Below are 18,386 nucleotides of genomic sequence, written 5' to 3' on the forward strand. Positions count from 1 at the left end.
CGGGGCGGGGGTGGCGCGCCTGTACTATGCCGCGCTCGGGCGGGCGCCGGATGCGGGTGGTTGGCAGGCCTGGACCAGCTACGTGAAGGCTGGCCACTCCGCCTCCGACCTGGCGGCGGCCTTCCCCGCCAGCGTCGAGTTCCAGGCCCGCTACCCGAGCGTCGACAATGCCGGCTATGTCAGGCTGCTCTACGAGAACACGCTCGGCCGCGAGCCGGACCAGGGCGGCTACGATGCCTGGCTCGGCTACATGAACGCGGGCCATAGCCGGGTCGAGTTGCTCCAGCTTTTCGCCGACAGCGGCGAGTTCATCAACAAAACCCTGCCCGTCATCGAAGGCGGCATCGCCTTCACCTGACGCGATCAATCACATTTTCAGGAGATTTCTGTCGCGATATCGTGTATCCCGTGGATAGGAGCCTCCCCGGGAGGCCGATCCTCTGGAAAGGCAGCACGCATGCGCGGCAGATCCCAAGGTGAATGGCGCGTCGAAACCTTCGCACTCGCCATCGCCGTCTTGTGGATGCTGGCTCTGCAACTGATTTGCGTGGTGCTCTGGGACAGCAATTGGCTGACGCGTCAGGGAGCACTGGTGCATTGGCTGATCATCGGCGTGATGCCGCCAGCGCTCGCTCTCTGGCAGCTGGAACGGCGCCAACCGGTGACTTGACAGGCTCAGCTCGCGCAGCCGTGACGCAACCGCCGTCGCGAACTCTGCTTGTTCCGGCGGCATGCCTGATCTTATCACCTTGCCGCCACCGCCCCGGGTTCCCGGTATCGGGCCCATCGCGGATGCGGCTCTTTTCCTCGATTTCGACGGGACCCTGGTGGAGATCGCCGCGCGTCCCGATGCGGTGGTGGTGCCGGAGCAGCTGCCGCCCCTGCTGCACCGCCTGACCGATGGGCTCGGCGGTGCGCTGGCCGTGGTGAGCGGCCGGGCCCTCGCCGCGCTCGACCATTTCCTGCCGGTGCCCATTCCGAAGGCGGGGGACCATGGCGCCTCGCTGCGCCCGGATCCCTTCGCCCCACCCCTCCTGCGGGATTTCGCCGATGTGCCGCCCGAGTGGCGGGCGGCCGCCGACGCCCTGGTCGCCCGCCATCCCGGCGCGCTGGTCGAAGACAAGGCGCATGGCTTCGTCATCCATTACCGACTGGCGCCTGAGCTGGAGGTGGCGGCGCGTGAGCTGCTCGCCGGCTTCGTCGCGCAGAACCTCGAGGCCTTCGACCTACTCGAGGCCCGCATGGCCTGGGAGCTGCGGCCCCGCGGCGCCTCCAAGGCAACGGCCGTGCATGCGCTGATGGCCCGCACCCCCTTCACCGGCCGCACGCCCATCTTCATCGGCGATGACGTGACCGACGAGCAGGGGATGGAGGCCGCCCGCAGCTATGGCGGCCATGGCTGGCGGCTCGACGACATGTTCGGCACCCCGCAGGTGCTGCGCGACTGGCTCGCCGAGGCTGCGTCCGGGCGATGAGCAGCCGCCTCGTCATCGTCGCCAACCGCGTTCCCAACCCCAAGGATCGCGGCGCCACGGCGGGCGGCCTGGCGGTCGCCCTGCAGGATGCCGTCGCCCAGCGCGAGGCGATGTGGTTCGGCTGGTCCGGCCAGACGGCCGATGCCACGGCGGAGCGGCCGGCCGAGGTCGTCCAGGGCAGGCTCACCTATGCGACGCTCGACCTGGGGCGGGAGGCCTATACCCGCTACTACCAGGGCTTCGCCAATGCCGTGCTCTGGCCGACGCTGCATTACCGGCTCGGCCTCGCCCGCTTCCAGCGCGAGGACTATATCGGCTACCGCGCGGTGAATGCCGCCTTCGCCGCCGCCCTCGCCCCGCTGCTGCGGCGGGACGACCTGGTCTGGACGCATGACTTCCACCTCTTCCCTTTCGGGCGGGAGCTGCGGCGGCTCGGCTGCACACAGCGGCAGGGCTTCTTCCTGCATGTCCCCTTTCCGCCCTACGGCCTGTTCTGCGCCTTGCCGCGGGCGGAGGAGCTGCTGGCCGACCTCGCCGCCTATGACGTGATCGGCGTGCAGACCGAGGACGACGCCGCCAACCTCCGCGCGGCGCTCGAGGCGGTGGGGCAGGGCGAGGCTGCCGGGCGCGTCGCCACCTTCCCCGTTGGCATCGATGCCGAGGCCTTCCGGCGCCTGGCAGAGCGCGCCCTGACCCGGGCCGAAACCCGCCGCTTCGAGCAGAGCCTGGTCGGCCGCGCGCTGGTGATGGGCGTCGACCGGCTGGACTACACCAAAGGCCTGCCGCAGCGCTTCGCCGGCTATGCCCAGCTGCTGGCCCGCTTCACCGCCAATCGCGGCCGGGCGACCTATCTGCAGGTGACACCGGTCTCGCGCGGCGACGTGGCGCAGTATCGCAACCTGCGGCGCGAGCTCGACGAATGGGCGGGCCGCATCAACGGGCAATACGCCGAGCCGGACTGGGTGCCGCTGCGCTACATGACGCGGCCGGTGCAGCGGCCGGTCCTCGCCGGCTTCATGCGCCTCGCCCGCGTCGGGCTGGTGACGCCGCTGCGGGACGGGATGAACCTCGTCGCCAAGGAATATGTCGCGGCCCAGGACCCGGCCGATCCCGGCGTGCTGGTGCTCTCCCGCTTCGCCGGCGCGGCACCCGCCATGCCGGGCGCGCTGATGGTCAATCCACTCGACCCTGACGAGATTGCCGAGAGCCTGGACGCGGCGCTCTCCATGTCGCGGGAAGAGCGGGTGGCGCGCTGGCAAGCCAACCGTCCCGCCGTCTGGGAGGCGAGCGCCAGGGCCTGGAGCCAATCCTTCCTGGCCGCCCTGGAAGGCTAGCTCAGCGGCACCGCCACATGGGTGCGGTAGGGCGTCCGCTCCCGCAGCCGGTCGTACCAGCCGCGCAGCCGCGGCAGCTCGGGTCGCTCGATCGGCAGCTGGAACCAGCGGTGCAGGAAGCCGCCGAGGGCGATGTCGCCCAAGCCGAAGCCGCCGGCGATGTAGTCCCGCCCTTCCAGCGCCGCATCGGCGATGCGCCAGAGCCGCTCCGCCGCTACCCGCGCCGCTTCCGCCGCGGCGAGGTCGCGCCGCTCCGCAGGCGTCCGCACCCAGGTCCAGAAGATCACCCGCATCGGCTCGTTCATCGAGGCGAGCGTCCAGTCCATCCAGCGCTCGGCATCGGCCCGCGCCTCCGGCGCCTCCGCATAGAAGGCATTGCCGCCCGGCTGGGTGCGGCAGAGGTAGCGGAGGATCGCGTGGCTCTCCCAGAGCGTGTAGCCATGCGGCATCACGAGGGTCGGCACCGTGGCGTTCGGGTTCATCGCCAGGTACCCGGCCTCGCGCGTGCGGCCGAACTCGCCCCCGGCATCGATGCGGTGGAAGGGGATGGCCAGCTCGTCGAGCAGCCAGAGCACCTTCATCACATTGACTGAAGTGGCCCGGCCCCAGACGGTAATCGATGAATGATCCATGGTTCAGCGCATCTCGACGGCGACATGGGTGGCGAAGCCGGGGTGCCGCTCGCGCAGCCGGGCATACCAGGCTTCAAGGCGGGGCATCGGCGCCCGCGCGATCGGCAGGGCGAACCAGCGGTGCAGATAGGGGCCGAGCGCGATATCGGCCAGCGAGAAGTCGCCCGCCACATAGTCTCGTCCGGCCAGCTGCCGGTCCACCATCGCCCAGAGCCGCTCGGCCGCGTCGCGTGCGCGGGCGGTGGCGGCGTGGTCGCGCTCGGCCTCAGGCGTGCGGACATAGGTGAAGAAGATCGTCACCATGGGCGCGTTCAGGCTGGCGAGTTGCCAGTCCATCCAGCGCTCGACATCGGCGCGGGCCCGCGGCTCGGCGGGGTGAAGCGAATTGCCGGGCGCATGGGTGGCGACCAGGTAGCGGAGGATCGAATTGCTCTCCCAGAGGGAGAAGCCGTCCGGCTCCTCGATGGTGGGCACCGTGCCGTTGGGGTTCATGGCGAGGTAGCCGGGCTCGGCGGTGCGGCCGTGTTCGCCGCCGGCCTCGATCCGCTCATAGGGCAGGCGAAGCTCCTCACAAAGCCAGAGCAGCTTCATCACATTGCTTGAGGTGGTGCGGCCCCAGAGCCTCAGCATCGCCGTGCCTCTCCCGATCCGGCGCGGACCCTATGCGCCCTTGGCCGCGCGGTCCAGTTGCGCCGGCGGCCGGGCGGCGCCACACAGGCGGCATGTTCGCCACGCTCGCCCTTGCCCTGGCCGCTGCCGCGGCGCCGCTCTTCGCCCGCGCCAGCGAGGACATCTGGAGCATCGCCCCCTGCGAGCTCTGCACCTGGCAGCGGGTGCCCTATTGGGTGGCGGCGGCGCTTGGCCTGGCTGCGGCGCTGCTGCCGCGGGCACGGCGGCCTCTCGTCCTGCTGGCGATCCTGGCGGTGCTCGCCTCGGGGGCCATCGCCGGCTTCCATGTCGGGGTGGAGCAGGGCTGGTGGCCCTCGCCGCTCGCCGGATGCCAGGCGCCGCGCTCCACCGGCGGGGCGAGCGTCGACGACCTCATGCGCTCGCTGGCCGCGGCTCCGTCCAAGCCCTGCGACGCGCCCACCTACCTGATCCCCGGCGTGCCGATCTCCATGGCCGGGATGAACCTGCTCTATGCGCTTGGCCTTTCGGCCCTGGCCGCCATCTGGATGCGGAGAGGAGTACGCCGATGACGAGAAAGACCGACCGACGGATGGTGGAGGAGACCATCCGCGTCGACCATGCCGGCGAGTACGGCGCCAAGCGCATCTACCAGGGCCAGCTCGCGGTGCTGCGCGGCACCAAGTGGGAAGGGCTGATCCGCCACATGCAGGAGCAGGAGCAGGTGCATCTCGATACCTTCTCCCGCCTGATCGGGGAGCGGCGGGTGCGCCCGACCGCGCTGCTGCCAGTCTGGCATGTCGCCGGCTTCGCCCTCGGCGCGGCGACCGCCCTGCTCGGCCACCGTGCCGCCATGGCCTGCACCGTTGCGGTGGAGGAGGCGATCGACGAACATTACCAAGCGCAGGAGGCGGCGCTCGGCGAGGACGAGGGGCCGCTCCGCGCCCATATCGCGCAATTCCGGGCCGAGGAGCTGGAGCATCGCGATATCGGCCTGGAGCACGAGGCGGAGCAGGCCCCCGCCTACAGGCTGCTGAGCGCCGCCATCAAGGCCGGCTGCAAGGTGGCGATCAAGGTGAGCGAGAAGATCTGATGGAGAACCTGCCCCTGCCGGAAGCCGATGCCGCCACCACCGAGGCGGTGAAGGACTGGCTGGGGCGCTTCGCCGCCTGCGTGCGGGAAGTCGACTACGCGGCTGCCTACCCCTTCTGGCACGACAACATCGTCATCTTCGGCACCTACCAGGAGTTGGTGCGCAGCCGCCAGGCCTGGACCGACACGCAATGGGACAATGTCTGGCCGCGGACCGAGGGCTTCGCCTTCGACCTCGGCAATACGCTGGTGCTGGCCTCGCCGGACGGGACGATGGCGGTGGCCATCACCCCCTGGGACAGCACCGGCTTCCACCCGGACGGCACGCCCTTCCCGCGGCCCGGCCGGGCGACCATCGTGCTGGCGCGGCAGCCGGACGGGCGCTGGGTCGGCGTCCACAGCCATATGTCGCTCCAGCGCGGGGTGCCGCAGGACAGCCATGGCAAGCGCCCGGTGAAGGCGCGCTGAGTGCCTATGAGCCCGCGCATCCTCGCCGTCTCCGACCGGCCGGACCTGGCGCCTCTTGTCGCGCGATGGCTGGTGGATGCCTTCCACCGGCCGCCCGCCGACATGACCACCGAGGCGATGACGGCGCTCATCCTGGCGCCGCCGCATGGCCCGGAAGAGAGCTTCGTTCTGTTCGAGGACGACAGGCCGGTCGGCACCGCGAGCCTTTCGCATGACGACCTGCCGTCCCGCCCGGACCTGACGCCCTGGCTCGCCGGGGTCTTCGTCCTGCCGGAGCATCGGGGGCGCGGCCATGCCTCGGCGCTGGTGCGTCATGTGGAGGGCTTCGCCCGCGCCGCCTCGGTCGCCGAGCTCTGGCTCTATACCCGTACGGCCGAGTCGCTCTATGCCCGCCTCGGCTGGCAGCGCGTCGGCCTCGAGCAGAGCAACGGCCACGAGGTCGCCCTGATGCGGCGGCGCCTGGACCCGTAGCCGGTTCGGCGCGAGCATGGCGCGGCCTCCCGGAGACTCGCCTTGCCCGAAGCCCCGCCGCCCGCCACCATTATCCCAGGCCCCGCCGAGCTCTTCGCCGGCTATCTGAAGATCGGCCTGTTCGGCTTCGGCGGCGTCGCCGCCTGGGCGCGTCGCGTCATCGTCGAGGAGCGGCACTGGCTGACCGAGCGCGACTATGCCGAGGTGCTGGGCCTCGGCCAGGTGCTGCCCGGCCCCAATGTCGGCAATGCGGCGGTGATGATCGGGCGGCGCTTCCACGGCCTCTCCGGCGCGCTGCTGGCGACGGCGGGTCTTTATTGCGCGCCCTTCGTCATCCTCGTGCTGCTCTGCCTCTTCTACGACCGCTACGGCCAGCTTCCGGCCGTCGCGCCGGTGATGGCGGGCATCGCGGCCGGGGCGGCGGGAATGGTGATCGGCACCGCCTTCAAGATGGCCGGCAAGCTGAAGCTGCGGGCGGAGGCCGTCACCATCCTGCTGCTGGCGACCCTCGGCGCCGCCTGGCTCGGCCTGCCGCTGCCGGTGATCGTGCTGGTGCTCGGGCCTGTCTCCATCGCCCTCTCGCTCTGGCGGGCAGGGCTGATCGGCGCGACGGGAGCGGCGCGGTGATTCTCCAGATCCTCCTTACCTTCTCCATCCTCTCCCTGGTGGCGATCGGCGGCGCCAATGCCGTGCTGCCGGAGATGCACCGCCAGCTCGTCGAGCTGCATGGCTGGCTGGACGATGCGACCTTCTCCCAGCTTTACGCCCTGGCCCAGGCCGCGCCGGGGCCGAACATCCTCGTCGCCAGCGTGATGGGCTGGCGCATCGCCGGCGCCGGCGGCATGGCGGCGGCGACCTTCGGCATGCTGGTCCCGGCCGCCATCCTCGCCTGGTACGTGGCTGGGCTGATGCACCGGCTGCGCGGCGCCCCCTGGCTGAAACCGGCCCAGGGCGGGCTGGTGCCGGTGGCGATCGGGCTGATCCTGGCCGCCGGCATCACCATGGCCGAGGCCTCGCACAGCCATGGGGTGATGCCGCTCGTCGTGGTGGCGGTCTCCACCCTCTTCGTCTGGCGGACCAATTACAGCCCGCTCTGGGTACTGGCAGGCGGCGGGGCGCTGGGGGCGATCTTCCTCGGCTGAAACCCTGCGGAACGCTTCATCAGGAGGAAACGATGTCCAACACGACGCTCGCCGAGACAGGCCATGCACTAGCGACCTCCGCCGGCTTCGACTATGATGCCCTCGTCATCGGCGCCGGCATGTCGGGCATGTACCAGCTGATCCGGCTCCGCCAGCTCGGGCTGCGGGCCAGGGTCTTCGAGGCCGGGACGGGTGTCGGCGGCACCTGGTACTGGAACCGCTATCCCGGCGCCCGCTTCGACTCCGAGAGCTATTCCTACGGCTATTCCTTTGACGAGGAATTGCTGCAAGAGTGGAACTGGTCGGAGCATTTCGCCCCGCAGCCGGAGACGCTGCGCTACCTGAACCGCGTCGCCGACAAGTACGACCTTCACCGCGACATCCAGTTCGAGGCCCGCGTCGCCAGCGCCTGGTATGACGACGCGACGCGCGGCTGGACCGTCACGCTGGAGGATGGCAGCCGGTACCGCTCGCGCTTCCTCATCACCGCCATCGGCGTGCTCTCGACACCGACCCTGCCGCGGATCGAGGGCATCGACAGCTTCCGGGGCCAATCCTGGCACACGGCGCGCTGGCCGAAGGAGCCGGTGGATTTCACCGGCAAGCGGGTCGCCGTGATCGGCACCGGCGCCACGGGCGTGCAGACCATCCAGGAGGTGGCGAAGACCGCGGCGCACCTCACTATCTTCCAGCGCACGCCCAACTGGTGCGCACCGCTGCACAACCGGCCGATCACCGAGGAGGAGCAGCAGCGCATCAAGGCCAGCTACCCGGAGATCTTCCGCCGCTGCCAGGAAACCTTCTCCTGCTTCCTCCATACCGCCGATCCGCGCGGCACCTTCGAGGTCACGCCCGAGGAGCGCGAGGCCTTCTACGAGGAGCTCTACGCCTCGCCCGGCTTCGGCATCTGGGTCGGCAATTTCCGCGACATGCTGACCGACCCGGCGGCCAACCGCGAGATTTCGGACTTCGTGGCGCGCAAGATCCGTCAAAGGGTGAAGGACCCGAAAGTGGCGGAGATGCTGATCCCGAAGAACCACGGCTTCGGCACCCGCCGCCTGCCGCTCGAGACGCGGTACTACGAGGTCTACAACCAGGACAACGTCACCCTGGTCGACAGCACGGCAACCCCGATCGAGCGCATTACGCCGGCTGGGATCAAGACCAGCGCCACCGAGTACGAGTTCGACATCATCGTCTACGCCACCGGCTTCGACGCGCTCACCGGCGCCTTCGACCGCATCGACATCCGTGGCCAGGACGGGCGACGGCTGAAGGAGGCCTGGGCGGGCGGGGCGCGGACCTTCATGGGCATGATGGTGGACGGCTTCCCCAACATGCTCATGCTGCTCGGGCCGCATACTGCGCTCGGCAATATTCCGCGCAGCATCGAGTACAATGTGGACTGGGTCACCGCCCTGCTGCGCCACATGCAGGAGCATGGCCTGACCCGCGCCGATGCACGGCCCGAGGCCGTGCAGGCCTGGGCCGAGCATGTGAAGTCCTGCGCCCAGGGGCTGCTGACCTTCGAGGTCGATTCCTGGATGACGGGCGTCAACCGCAATGTCGAAGGCAAGCAGACCCGCACCATTGCCCGCTATGCCGGCAGCGCCCCAGCCTATCGCGCGTGGTGCGACGAGGTAGCCGCCGGCGGCTACCGGGAGCTGCTGCTGGACTGATGGCTCATGGTCCGGCCCTTCCGTTCAGGAGCAAGGCCCATGGACGGAAGGAACCGGCGAGCCACTAGACCCGCATCGGCATCAGCACATAGAGCGCCTCGGGCTTCGCCGCATCCGTCACCACGGTCGGCGCGCTGCCGTCGGCGAAGCGGAACTCCACCATGTCGGCGATCTGGTCGGTGATGTCGTTCAGGTAGCGCGCCTGGAAGCCGATCTCGAGCGGCGAGCTGTCGTAGTTCACCACCTCGCCATCCAGCTCCTCCTGCGCCTGCCCCTGCTCGGCGGAGGAGGCGGAGAGCAGCAGGTGGTTGCGATCGAGCGAGAGCTTCACCGGCCGCGACCGCTCAGAACTGATCGCCGCCACGCGCCCTACTGCCTCGGCGAAGGCCGATTTCTGCACGCGCAGCACCTTGTCGTTCCCACGTGGGATCACCCGGTCGTATTCCGGGAAGGTGCCGTCGATCAGCTTGCTGGTCAGCTGCACGGCGCCGATGTCGAAGCGGATCTTAGTATCCGACAGGCGGATGGTGATCTCGTCCTGCGTCTCCTCGGCAAGCTTGCGCAGCTCGTTCACGGTCTTCCGCGGGATGATGACGCCGGGGATGCCCGCGGCCCCGTCCGGCAGCGGCTCCTCCACGCGGGCCAGCCGGTGGCCGTCCGTGGCGACCGCCCGCAGCACCGGCGAACCCTCGCTTTCCGTCGCATGCAGGTAGATGCCGTTGAGGTAGTAGCGCGTCTCCTCGGTGCTGATGGCGAAGCGGGTGCGGTCCACCAGCTCCCGCAGCTGGCCGGCGGAGAGGGCGAACTGGTGCGGCAGCTTGCCCTCGGTCATGGAGGGGAAGTCCTCCACCGGCAGCACCGAGAGGTCCGTGTTGAACCGCCCGGCGCGGAGCTTCAGCGCCGCATCGCCCCCGGCATGGTCGAGCTCGACCTTGGCGCCTTCGGGCAGCTTACGGACGATCTCGTAGAGGGTCGCCGCCGGCGCCGTGGTCCGACCGGGCCGGGCCACCTGCACCCCCGGCACCTCCTCGACGACGGCGATCTCCATGTCGGTCGCTGTCAGGCGCAGCAGCCCGTCCTCGGCGGAGAGCAGGACATTGGCGAGGATGGGGATGGTGTTGCGGCGCTCGACGACGCTCTGCACATGGGCAAGCGCCTTGATGAGGATCGCCCGTTCGACCGTGAACTTCATTTGACCCAGGCTCCCCCGACACCCGAAACGAACTCAGGCTATCATTCTAACAGCCTTGATTCGCAAGGGTAAGCAGGGGTTTCGCTCAGGTCTCCAGCATCTTCCGGAGCAGCGCCACATCCTCGGCGAAGCCGGCATCGGCCTCCATCAGCTCGGCGATGCGGGAGACGGCATGCATCACCGTCGTATGGTCCCGGTTGCCGAAGCGCCGGCCGATCTCCGGCAGGCTGCGCTGGGTGAGCTGCTTGGCCAGGTACATCGCCACCTGCCGCGGCCGCGCGACGTTCCGGGCCCGCCTGGCACTGCTCATGTCGGTCAGGCGGATGTTGTAGTGCTCGGCGACCTTCTTCTGGATCTCCTCGATCGAAACCCGCTTCTCATGCGCGCGAAGAACGTCGTGCAGCACCTCATGGGCGCTGTCGATGGTGATCGGCCGGCCGAAGAGGTTGGCATGCGCCACCAGCCGGTTCAGCGCCCCCTCTAGTTCGCGGACATTGGTGGTGATCTTGTTCGCCAGCAATTCCAGCACCTTGGGCGGCACCGCCACCTGCGCCGCCGCAGCCTTGGCCTGTAGGATGGAGAGGCGCAGCTCATAGGTCGTTGCATGGATGTCGGCGACCATGCCGCAGCCGAGCCGCGTCCGCAGCCGGTCCTCGATTCCCGCCAGGTCGGAGGGCGATTTGTCCGAGGAGACGATGATCTGCTTGCCCTGATCGACCAGGGCGTTGAAGGTGTGGAAGAATTCCTCCTGCGTATTGTCCTTGCCGATCAGGAATTGCAGGTCGTCGATCATCAGCACGTCGACGGCACGCAGCGTCTCCTTGAACTCCATGGTGTTCTGCGAGCGCAGCGCCGCGATGAAGCGGTACATGAATTTCTCGGCGGACATGTAGGCGACAGTCCGCTGCGGATCATGCGCGCGGATGGCCCAGGCCGTCGCATGCATCAGATGCGTCTTGCCCAGCCCGACCCCGCCATAGAGGAAAAGCGGATTGAAGCCGGGAGAGGCCGGCTTCTCCGAGACCCGCCGCGCGCAGGCATGGGCGAATTCGTTCGGCTTGCCGACCACGAAGGTGTCGAAGGTGAAGCGCGCCTCGAGTGGCACCACCCAATCCGACCGCGGCTCCGGCGCCATGCGCGGCTCCGACGCCCGCGGCGCCAGCGGCTCGGCGAGGCCCCGCCCATCGACGCCTGCGCGCTCTTCCGCCCCGGCCATCACCGCCTCGGGCGGCGGGCTGGCGGAGACGCGGACATCGATGCGGCGCACTTCCGGGTATTCCGCCTGCCAAAGTGCACGCAGCCGGTCGCCGTAATGGCTGTTCACCCAGTCACGCAGAAAGCGGGTGGGGAGGAGGATGACGGCATCCTCCCCTTCCAGCCCGGCGAGCGTCATCTGCCGCAGCCAGGTGCGGTATTCGACCTCGCCGACTTCTTCGCGCAGGCGGCCACGGATGCGGGCCCAGCCGGCAGCCAACTCTCCGGAAGATTGGGGGGGCAAGCGGGCCGGCCTCCTGTTCGATCCATGCGAAAGCCAGCAGTCGCCAGCCGATGGGTCGCGCAAGGGTGCAGAACCTGCGCGGCGGTTTCGGTTCGGCGCTGCCGGGAGTGTGGATGTCTGGGCCGCACGCCGATCCGACGGGCGGGATGATACAGCGGGCCTAAACGCCGCGACAATAGCAACTTTCGGTCAGGCGCGAGCGGCAGAATATCGGCTGAATACAAACGACAGCAAACGGGTTCCGGCAAAAATTCGTTATTTGCCGGAATCCGTCATCGATACTGCGTGAAAATGTCACGCGGATGGTGACGACGCGCCCGCCTCACCGGACCGAAGTCAGGCGCCGATCGACTTGATCCGCGCCGAGAGGCGGGAGAGCTTCCGCGCCACCGTGTTGCTGTGCAGCACGCCCTTGGTCGCCGCGCGCTGCAGCTCGGGCTGGGCCGACTTGAAGGCTTCCTGCGCCTGGGCCTTGTCGCCCGTCGCGATGGCCGTCTCCACCTTGCGCAGGAAGGTCCGCACCCGCGAACGCCGCGCACGGTTGCGGATGGTCCGCTTCTCGGTCTGACGGATGCGTTTGCGGGCGGAAGCCGTGTTCGCCATGGGGCTGTATCTTCAACTCAGGCAGGGGTGAAATCAGGTCCGCACGCCCTGGCCGATGGCCTGGGCTGCGCGAGGAAGGGGCTTCTAACCCCGCCCCGCGCGCCACGTCAAGCGACGCAAGCCCTTCTAGCGATTCTGGAAAGCCGGCTTCCGCTTCTCGGCGAAGGCGGCCATGCCCTCCTTCTGGTCCTCAGTGGCGAAGAGCGCCTGGAAGGCCCGGCGCTCGAACTTCACCCCTTCGGCCAGCGTCGTCTCGAAGGCGCGGTTGACGGCCTCCTTCGCCACCGCCACGGCAGGCGCCGAAAGCGTCGCGATCTTCTCGCCGACCTTCACTGCCTCAGCCACCACATCCGCCGTCGGCACGATCCGCGCGACGAGGCCGGAGCGCTCGGCCTCCTGCGCGTCCATCATCCGCGCGGTCAGCACCAGGTCCATCGCCTTCGCCTTGCCGATGGCCCGCGTCAGCCGCTGCGTGCCGCCCGCGCCGGGGATGACGCCCAGGTTGATCTCGGGCTGGCCGAATTTGGCATTCTCGGCGGCGATGATCATGTCGCACATCATCGCCAGCTCGCAGCCGCCGCCGAGCGCATAGCCCGCCACCGCCGCGATCACCGGCTTCTGCACATAGGTGACGGCCTCCCAGCGCTTGCCGATGAAGTCGTCGAGATAGACCGCCGGATAGGTGCGGGACTGCATCTCCTTGATGTCGGCGCCGGCCGCGAAGGCCTTCTCGCTGCCGGTGATGACGATCGCCGCCACGCCCGGGTCGGCGTCGAAGCCGCGCAGCGCCTGGCCAAGCTCGTCCATCAACTGGTCGCAGAGGGCGTTGAGCGCCTGCGGCCGGTTGAGGCGGATCAGCGCCACCCGGTCCTGCATCTCGGTCAGGATCATCTCGTACTCGGCCATCGGCGCACCCTCCGTCTTGGCGGCGGAGGATATCAGCGTTGCAGCCGCGGGCAATAAAAGCTGGCCCGGCCCGCCTGGACGATGCGCCGGATGCCCTCGCACTTCGGCCGGCCAGGGCAGGCCTCGCAGGGCATCCCCTCGCGGTCATAGACCTTGAAGCGCTCCTGGAAGAAGCCAATCCCCCCATCCGCCTGGACATAGTCCCGCAGCGAGGAGCCGCCGGCCGCGATGCTCTCGTCCAGCACCGCCTTGATCGCCGGCACCAGCCTGACGGTCCGCGCGCCCGCGACGCTCGCCGCCACCCGCCGCGGCGAGATCCGCGCCCGGTACAGCGCCTCCGACACATAGATATTGCCGAGCCCGGCCACGACCCTCTGGTCGAGCAGCGCCGCCTTGATCGGCGTCTGCTTCCCCGCCAGAGCGACGCTCAGCACGGCGGGCGAGAAGGCATCCTCCAGCGGCTCCGGCCCCAGCCCCGCCAGCAGCCTATGACTGTCCTCGCTTGCGGTCGGCACAAGGTCGACACTGCCGAAGCGCCTGGGGTCGACGAAGCCGACGCGGATGCCCTCTTCGGTTTCCATGGCGAAATGCTCGTGCAGGACGGGCTCGTTCGGCAGATCCGCGGCGGGCCGTGCCACCATCCGGCCCGACATGCCGAGATGGATCAGCACGGAATCCCCGCCCGAGATGCGCATCAGCATGTACTTCGCCCGCCGCCGGAACCCCTCCACCCGGCTGCCGGCGAGGCGTGCCGCCAACCCCTCGGGGAAGGGCCAACGCATGTCCGGCCGGCTGATCGAGGCCGCCCGGATCACCCGCCCCTCCAGCACCGCGGCCAGGCCGCGCATCACCGTCTCGACTTCGGGCAATTCAGGCATAGGTTCCGCATCGGCTCCGCTGCCCCTATGGTGCGCCCCGCATGACCGAACGCAACACCCCCCCAGGCGGGACCCCTTCCGACGACACCATCGACTTCGGCTTCCGCGAGGTCCGGCGCGAGGAGAAGGCGGGCATGGTCCGCCAGGTCTTCGACAGCGTGGCGCCCCGCTACGACCTGATGAACGACCTGATGTCGCTCGGCCTGCACCGGGCCTGGAAGTCGGCCTTCGTCGCCGCCATCGGCGCCTCGCCGCGCGAGGCGCTGCTCGACCTCGCGGGCGGCACCGGCGACATCTCCTTCCGTGCGCTGGAAGCGGGGGCGGGCCGCGTCATCCTTTCCGACATCAACCCCTCAATGCTCCAGGTGGCGCAGGGGAGGGCGCTGGAGCGCGGCATCGCCGCCAACCTCATGTTCCTTTGCGCCAATGCCGAGCACCTGCCGCTGCCGGACCGCAGCGTGGAGAAAGTCTCGATCGCCTTCGGCCTGCGCAACTGCACCGACAAGCTGGCCGTCCTCCGCGAGGCTCGCCGTGTCCTCCGCCCCGGCGGGCGCTTCCACTGCCTGGAATTCAGCCGGGTCGAGGTCGCGGCGCTGGCCCCGCTCTACGACGCCTGGTCCTTCCAGGTCCTCCCCCGCCTCGGCGCCCGCATCGCCCGCGATGCCGAGAGCTACCAGTATCTCGCCGAGAGCATCCGCATGTTCCCCGACCAGGAGAGCCTCGCCGCCATGATGCGCGAGGCGGGGCTGGAGCGCGTGGCGCACCGCAACCTCACGGGTGGCATCGTCGCCATCCATACCGGCTGGCGGCTGTAACTCAGACTGTTCCGTTCCTGCTATCTATTCTGTGAATGAGCGGATGAGCGGTCCCGGGAGTTTTCCACTCATCCGGGAACCGCGCCCAGCCAGCATGTTATCTCCCATGCTGCACTGCAAAAAAGAGTAGACGTATACTATACTACGAATGAGGGGGACCCGCCGCCCTCGGGATGCGGGACAGAGCTGTTAGGGGGCCACTGCACCCATGAATCATCACCCGGAGGCCACGCTGCGCCTCGATCCACCGACTGAACCCCACGCCATGCCGGCGGCCGCTACCTCCGCCCTGCCCGAAGGCTGGATCAGCCTGCCCGACTGCCTGCTCGAGCCTCGCCCGGTGGAGGGTATGCCCGCCAACACCATCCTGGTGCCGATGGCGCTGCTGCACCCGGAGTTCGGCGTCGCCCTGCTCGGCGTGCCCGGCGCCGTCGCCGAGGCGGCCGCCGCTGCCTTCCGCCAGAGACTGGAGGACGCCCGCTTCCCCGGCATCTTCCCCGGCCATCTGCCGGTGGTGACGCTTGCCATGCTGCCTGGCGAGCCGCTGAACCTCCGGCGCCGCCTCGCCGCCGCCTTCGCCGCCGTGCCACCACTGGAACTGGCCGGAGGCGATGGCTGGATCGCCCTGGTGAGCCGCCTGCTGCAGACCCGTCCCCTGGTCCGTCCGCCAAGCCCGGGCCCGCGCCGTCAGCGCCCCACCTCGCAGCACTACGCTCCCGCCGACCGTCGCAAGGCGGAGCCTGCCCAATCCACCTCGCCGAACCTGCCTTGGCGGAATTTCGCCCCCTTGCTCGGCCTCGCGGGCGGCGGGCTGTTGATCGGCCTGCTGCTCGGCCTCAACCACACGCCCTCCGCCCCGCCGCAGAGCGGCACCGATGCGCCGGCGCGCCCAGCCAGCAGCGCCTCGCCGCCGCCTTCTCCCCGGGCCGAGGCTCCGGCGGCGCCGCAGCCGCAGCAGCCGGCCCAGCGGCAGGTCTCGCTTCCGCCACCAGCGGCACCTGTCCCGGCGCCCGTACCCGCGCCGGCCGCCGCCATCGCCCCATCGCCCGCCGACCCGGCACACAGCCTGCCGCGGGTGCTGGTCCGCACCCCCGCCAATCTTCGGGCAGGACCGGACAGCAGCGCGCCCGTCCTGCGCACCGCCGCCCGCGGCGAGGCCTTCCGCGTCCATGGCGAGGCCCGCGGTGGCTGGATCCAGGTCGGTGCCAGCGCGCCCGAGGGTTGGATCCACTCCAGCCTGCTGACCGAACCCTGATCAGGCGACTTCCAGCGGCAGCACCCCCTGCCGCCGGCGGCGCCGGTCCAGCCACCGCATCGCCGGCGTCACCGTCACCCCGTGCAGCCCGACCGAGATCAGCACGGTCAGACTGATCACCGCCCAGAGCCGGTCCATCTCCGGAAAGGCCGCCGCATTGGCCGCGAAGGCCAGGTAGTAGAAGCTGCCCAGCCCTCGGATGCCGAAGAAGGCGATCGCCGCCCGCTCCGCCATCGGCTGCGGCGTGCCGATCAGCGAGAGCATCCCCGCCGCCGGCCGTACCAGGAAAATGAAGCCGAGCGCCGCTGCCACTCCCGCCCAGTCGAGCGGCTCCAGCACGCCTCCCGCAACCGCCCCGCCGAACAGCACCAGCAGCACCATCATCAGCAGCCGCTCGGTCTGCTCGGCGAAGTCGTGCAGCCGGTCGTGGTAGTCGTGCTGCCGCTCCGCCGAGCGCATGGCGAGCGCCGCCACGAAGACGGCGACGAAGCCATAGCCATGCGCCATCTCCGTCAGCCCATAGGCGAGGAAGGTCGCGCCCAAGGCGACGAAACCATCCCCCGTGCGCGAGAGCTTCGCCCGGTTCGGCATGCGGAAGGTGAGCCAGCCCAGCAGCCGCCCGATGCCCCAGCCCGCGCCGAGCCCGGCGCCGAGCTTCCACAGCACGTCCACCCCGAGCCAGTGCCCCAGCCAGTCCTCCGGCGCTAGGCCGACCGTGGCCAGGGCTACGGCGAGATTGACGAAGGGAAAGGCCAGCCCGTCATTCAGCCCCGCCTCGGCGGTGAGGGTGAAGCGCACCTCATCCTCCTCCCCCGAGCGCGGCGGCCCTACCTGCACGTCGGAGGCGAGCACCGGGTCGGTCGGCGCCAGCGCCGCCCCCAGCAGCACCGCCGCCGGCAGGCCGAGCCCGAGCCCCCAATAGCCGATAATCCCGATGCCGAGGATGGAAAGCGGCATCGCCACCCCCAGCAGCCGCCAGGTCAGCCGCCAACTCTGCCAAGCGAGCGGCCGGTCGAGCTTCAGCCCCGCCCCGGTGAGGGCAACGATCACCACCAGCTCGGTCAGCCGCTCGGCGGCATGGGGATAGTCGGACGGCACCGGCCGGTCCCCGTTCGAAAGGGCGAAGGCAGCGAAGCCGAAGGCAATGCAGAACATGGGCAGCGAGAGCGGCAGCTCACGCAGCGCCATCGGCAGCCAGGCGACGAGGAGGATGAGCGCGCCTGCGCCGACCAGTAACACGATGTACGGATCCATTGCTCTTCAACGCCTGGGCTCACGCTGGTTGCCCTGGCCGTCGATGCGCCATAAGCCTCGGCACGGGCAGGGGAGGCTATGCCATGCGGGTCACGGTCCTGGGTGCCGGCGCGGTGGGCGGCTGGCTGGCAGCCGGCCTGGCGCGGGCCGGCTGGCCGGTCTCGGTCCTCGCCCGCGGCGCCAGCCTCGCGGCGCTTCGCGCCCATGGCCTCGTCTTCCTCGAGGGCGACCGACGCGAGGCATTCCCCGTCACCGCCGCCGCCGACCCGGCCGAGCTGCCGCCCGCCGACCTGCTGCTCCTCGGCCTGAAGAGCCACGACCTTCCCGGCGCCCTGCCGCTGATCGAACGCCTGATCGGCCCTGACACCCTGGTCGCCACCGCGCAAAACGGCCTGCCCTGGTGGTTCCTCCAAGGCTTCGGCGGCCCCGCGAACGGCCTCATCCTGGGGAGCGTCGACCCCGGCGGCGCCCTGGCCCGCGCCATCCCGGTCGGGCGTGTGCTCGGCGGTGTCGCCCATGTCGGCAGCCGCGTCGAGGCGCCGGGCACCATCCGCCTGATGAAGCAGGACCGGATGCTCTATGGCGACCCCTCTGGCAGCAATCCCGATGCCCTTGCCGCCCTGGTCGAGACGCTCCGTAGCGGCGGCATTCCCGCCGAGGCCACCACCAACCTCCGCCGCGAGGTCTGGCTGAAGCTCTGGGGCAACTCCAACATGAATCCGCTGAGCGCCCTCTGCCGCGCCGACATGCAGGCGATGCTGGACGATGACGGCGTCCGCGGCCTGGTCGAGGCGATGATGGCGGAGATGGCCGCGCTCGGTGACCGAATCGGCCTGCCGACCGGTCAGAGCATCGACGAGCGCATGACCGTTACCCGCCGCCTCGGACCCTTCCGCACCTCCATGCTGCAGGACTTGGAGGCCGGGCGCCCCTTGGAACTCGGCCCGGTGCTCGGCGCGCTGGTGGAACTCGCTGGCCATCTCGGCCAGCCGGCACCGATGCTGGCCGCCATCAATGGCCTGACCCGCCTGCTTGCCCGGAACTCCGGGCAGGGCTGAAGCGGGT

Annotated in this window: 22 protein-coding genes; 14 read left to right on the forward strand and 8 right to left on the reverse strand. The window is 69.7% G+C overall.

Annotated elements, in window-relative coordinates; translation table 11 throughout:
* The 4 genes from EP26_RS06015 to EP26_RS06030 all read left to right on the forward strand — a co-directional run.
* The coding region (locus EP26_RS06015) for a DUF4214 domain-containing protein (RefSeq protein ID WP_043336987.1) at positions 1-358 on the forward strand (358 nt) is incomplete at its 5' end.
* A 99-nt stretch (positions 359-457) separates the two neighbouring features.
* A complete protein-coding gene (locus tag EP26_RS06020) occupies positions 458-670 on the forward strand; it encodes a hypothetical protein (protein WP_043336988.1) in 213 nt (70 codons plus the stop codon).
* Positions 671-731: 61 nt separating this feature from the next.
* Positions 732-1,475: a trehalose-phosphatase gene (gene otsB / locus EP26_RS06025; protein ID WP_043336990.1), complete on the forward strand. Its 744-nt coding sequence runs from the start codon at positions 732-734 to the stop codon at positions 1,473-1,475.
* On the forward strand, positions 1,472-2,809 hold the full coding sequence (locus EP26_RS06030; RefSeq protein WP_043336993.1) for an alpha,alpha-trehalose-phosphate synthase (UDP-forming): 1,338 nt from the start codon (positions 1,472-1,474) through the stop codon (positions 2,807-2,809). Before otsB ends, EP26_RS06030 begins: the two co-directional genes overlap by 4 nt.
* Here EP26_RS06030 and EP26_RS06035 read toward each other — a convergent pair.
* Together EP26_RS06035 and EP26_RS06040 are read right to left on the reverse strand one after the other, a co-directional pair.
* Positions 2,806-3,441: a glutathione S-transferase family protein gene (locus tag EP26_RS06035; RefSeq protein ID WP_043336996.1), complete on the reverse strand. Its 636-nt coding sequence runs from the start codon at positions 3,439-3,441 to the stop codon at positions 2,806-2,808. The two genes, EP26_RS06030 and EP26_RS06035, sit on opposite strands and share 4 nt — an antisense overlap.
* 3 nt (positions 3,442-3,444) lie before the next feature.
* A complete protein-coding gene (locus tag EP26_RS06040) occupies positions 3,445-4,071 on the reverse strand; it encodes a glutathione S-transferase family protein (RefSeq protein ID WP_043336999.1) in 627 nt (208 codons plus the stop codon).
* A gap of 92 nt (positions 4,072-4,163) precedes the next feature.
* On the opposite strand from EP26_RS06040, the gene EP26_RS06045 reads away from it, so the two are divergent.
* Genes EP26_RS06045 through EP26_RS06075 form a run of 7 tightly spaced genes read left to right on the forward strand, consistent with a single transcriptional unit; the run spans position 4,164 to position 8,920 of the window.
* The gene (locus EP26_RS06045) at positions 4,164-4,640 is read left to right on the forward strand and encodes a disulfide bond formation protein B (protein WP_043337000.1); all 477 of its coding nucleotides are present in this window, start codon (positions 4,164-4,166) and stop codon (positions 4,638-4,640) included.
* On the forward strand, positions 4,637-5,161 hold the full coding sequence (locus tag EP26_RS06050) for a demethoxyubiquinone hydroxylase family protein (RefSeq protein ID WP_043337002.1): 525 nt from the start codon (positions 4,637-4,639) through the stop codon (positions 5,159-5,161). The genes EP26_RS06045 and EP26_RS06050 overlap by 4 nt, the downstream gene beginning before the upstream one ends.
* Positions 5,161-5,628, forward strand: a complete 468-nt coding sequence (locus tag EP26_RS06055; RefSeq protein WP_043337005.1) for a YybH family protein — start codon at positions 5,161-5,163, stop codon at positions 5,626-5,628. Before EP26_RS06050 ends, EP26_RS06055 begins: the two co-directional genes overlap by 1 nt.
* Positions 5,629-5,634: 6 nt before the next feature.
* Positions 5,635-6,099, forward strand: coding sequence for a GNAT family N-acetyltransferase (locus tag EP26_RS06060; RefSeq protein ID WP_043337007.1), 465 nt, complete (start codon positions 5,635-5,637; stop codon positions 6,097-6,099).
* A 42-nt stretch (positions 6,100-6,141) separates the two neighbouring features.
* Positions 6,142-6,726, forward strand: coding sequence for a chromate transporter (locus EP26_RS06065; RefSeq protein ID WP_052388858.1), 585 nt, complete (start codon positions 6,142-6,144; stop codon positions 6,724-6,726).
* Positions 6,723-7,241, forward strand: a complete 519-nt coding sequence (locus EP26_RS36185) for a chromate transporter (RefSeq protein WP_043337010.1) — start codon at positions 6,723-6,725, stop codon at positions 7,239-7,241. Before EP26_RS06065 ends, EP26_RS36185 begins: the two co-directional genes overlap by 4 nt.
* 32 nt (positions 7,242-7,273) lie before the next feature.
* Entirely contained in the window at positions 7,274-8,920 is a 1,647-nt protein-coding gene (locus tag EP26_RS06075) for a flavin-containing monooxygenase (RefSeq protein WP_043337012.1), read from the forward strand.
* A 64-nt stretch (positions 8,921-8,984) separates the two neighbouring features.
* Here the strand turns inward: EP26_RS06075 and dnaN are convergent, their stop codons facing one another.
* The 5 genes from dnaN to mutM form a co-directional block, all read right to left on the reverse strand.
* Complete coding sequence (gene dnaN / locus EP26_RS06080) at positions 8,985-10,112, reverse strand: DNA polymerase III subunit beta (protein ID WP_043337014.1); 1,128 nt, start codon at positions 10,110-10,112, stop codon at positions 8,985-8,987.
* Between the two features lie 85 nt (positions 10,113-10,197).
* Positions 10,198-11,610: a chromosomal replication initiator protein DnaA gene (gene dnaA, locus EP26_RS06085; protein WP_043337016.1), complete on the reverse strand. Its 1,413-nt coding sequence runs from the start codon at positions 11,608-11,610 to the stop codon at positions 10,198-10,200.
* 336 nt (positions 11,611-11,946) lie between these two features.
* Positions 11,947-12,213 carry a 30S ribosomal protein S20 gene (gene rpsT / locus EP26_RS06090; RefSeq protein ID WP_043337018.1) on the reverse strand — a complete coding sequence of 89 codons (267 nt, stop codon included), beginning with the start codon at positions 12,211-12,213 and terminating at the stop codon, positions 11,947-11,949.
* A 126-nt stretch (positions 12,214-12,339) separates the two neighbouring features.
* Complete coding sequence (locus EP26_RS06095; protein ID WP_043337020.1) at positions 12,340-13,119, reverse strand: enoyl-CoA hydratase; 780 nt, start codon at positions 13,117-13,119, stop codon at positions 12,340-12,342.
* A 32-nt stretch (positions 13,120-13,151) separates the two neighbouring features.
* Positions 13,152-13,997, reverse strand: a complete 846-nt coding sequence (gene mutM / locus EP26_RS06100; protein ID WP_043337022.1) for a bifunctional DNA-formamidopyrimidine glycosylase/DNA-(apurinic or apyrimidinic site) lyase — start codon at positions 13,995-13,997, stop codon at positions 13,152-13,154.
* A 41-nt stretch (positions 13,998-14,038) separates the two neighbouring features.
* Here mutM and EP26_RS06105 point away from each other — a divergent pair, with 41 nt between their 5' ends.
* Complete coding sequence (locus EP26_RS06105; protein ID WP_043337024.1) at positions 14,039-14,812, forward strand: class I SAM-dependent methyltransferase; 774 nt, start codon at positions 14,039-14,041, stop codon at positions 14,810-14,812.
* A gap of 208 nt (positions 14,813-15,020) precedes the next feature.
* A complete protein-coding gene (locus tag EP26_RS38055) occupies positions 15,021-16,067 on the forward strand; it encodes an SH3 domain-containing protein (protein WP_052388859.1) in 1,047 nt (348 codons plus the stop codon).
* On the opposite strand, the gene EP26_RS06120 is transcribed toward EP26_RS38055, so the two are convergent.
* Entirely contained in the window at positions 16,068-17,321 is a 1,254-nt protein-coding gene (locus tag EP26_RS06120) for a cation:proton antiporter (protein ID WP_043337030.1), read from the reverse strand. It abuts the gene before it with no gap.
* An 83-nt stretch (positions 17,322-17,404) separates the two neighbouring features.
* On the opposite strand from EP26_RS06120, the gene EP26_RS06125 reads away from it, so the two are divergent.
* Complete coding sequence (locus EP26_RS06125; protein ID WP_043337032.1) at positions 17,405-18,379, forward strand: 2-dehydropantoate 2-reductase; 975 nt, start codon at positions 17,405-17,407, stop codon at positions 18,377-18,379.
* Positions 18,380-18,386: the final 7 nt, after the last annotated feature.

It is taken from the genome of Belnapia moabensis DSM 16746 (genome assembly GCF_000745835.1).
Taxonomy (GTDB): Bacteria; Pseudomonadota; Alphaproteobacteria; order Acetobacterales; family Acetobacteraceae; genus Belnapia; species Belnapia moabensis.

Bases quoted from the DNA above. Each gene is read 5' to 3' on its own strand.
- EP26_RS06020 (WP_043336988.1), top strand. From the start codon at position 458: ATGCGCGGCAGATCCCAAGGTGAATGGCGCGTCGAAACCTTCGCACTC.
- otsB (WP_043336990.1), top strand. From the start codon at position 732: ATGCCTGATCTTATCACCTTGCCGCCACCGCCCCGGGTTCCCGGTATC.
- EP26_RS06030 (WP_043336993.1), top strand. From the start codon at position 1,472: ATGAGCAGCCGCCTCGTCATCGTCGCCAACCGCGTTCCCAACCCCAAG.
- EP26_RS06035 (WP_043336996.1), bottom strand. From the start codon at position 3,441: ATGGATCATTCATCGATTACCGTCTGGGGCCGGGCCACTTCAGTCAAT.
- EP26_RS06040 (WP_043336999.1), bottom strand. From the start codon at position 4,071: ATGCTGAGGCTCTGGGGCCGCACCACCTCAAGCAATGTGATGAAGCTG.
- EP26_RS06045 (WP_043337000.1), top strand. From the start codon at position 4,164: ATGTTCGCCACGCTCGCCCTTGCCCTGGCCGCTGCCGCGGCGCCGCTC.
- EP26_RS06050 (WP_043337002.1), top strand. From the start codon at position 4,637: ATGACGAGAAAGACCGACCGACGGATGGTGGAGGAGACCATCCGCGTC.
- EP26_RS06055 (WP_043337005.1), top strand. From the start codon at position 5,161: ATGGAGAACCTGCCCCTGCCGGAAGCCGATGCCGCCACCACCGAGGCG.
- EP26_RS06060 (WP_043337007.1), top strand. From the start codon at position 5,635: ATGAGCCCGCGCATCCTCGCCGTCTCCGACCGGCCGGACCTGGCGCCT.
- EP26_RS06075 (WP_043337012.1), top strand. From the start codon at position 7,274: ATGTCCAACACGACGCTCGCCGAGACAGGCCATGCACTAGCGACCTCC.
- dnaN (WP_043337014.1), bottom strand. From the start codon at position 10,112: ATGAAGTTCACGGTCGAACGGGCGATCCTCATCAAGGCGCTTGCCCAT.
- rpsT (WP_043337018.1), bottom strand. From the start codon at position 12,213: ATGGCGAACACGGCTTCCGCCCGCAAACGCATCCGTCAGACCGAGAAG.
- EP26_RS06095 (WP_043337020.1), bottom strand. From the start codon at position 13,119: ATGGCCGAGTACGAGATGATCCTGACCGAGATGCAGGACCGGGTGGCG.
- mutM (WP_043337022.1), bottom strand. From the start codon at position 13,997: ATGCCTGAATTGCCCGAAGTCGAGACGGTGATGCGCGGCCTGGCCGCG.
- EP26_RS06105 (WP_043337024.1), top strand. From the start codon at position 14,039: ATGACCGAACGCAACACCCCCCCAGGCGGGACCCCTTCCGACGACACC.
- EP26_RS38055 (WP_052388859.1), top strand. From the start codon at position 15,021: ATGAATCATCACCCGGAGGCCACGCTGCGCCTCGATCCACCGACTGAA.
- EP26_RS06120 (WP_043337030.1), bottom strand. From the start codon at position 17,321: ATGGATCCGTACATCGTGTTACTGGTCGGCGCAGGCGCGCTCATCCTC.
- EP26_RS06125 (WP_043337032.1), top strand. From the start codon at position 17,405: ATGCGGGTCACGGTCCTGGGTGCCGGCGCGGTGGGCGGCTGGCTGGCA.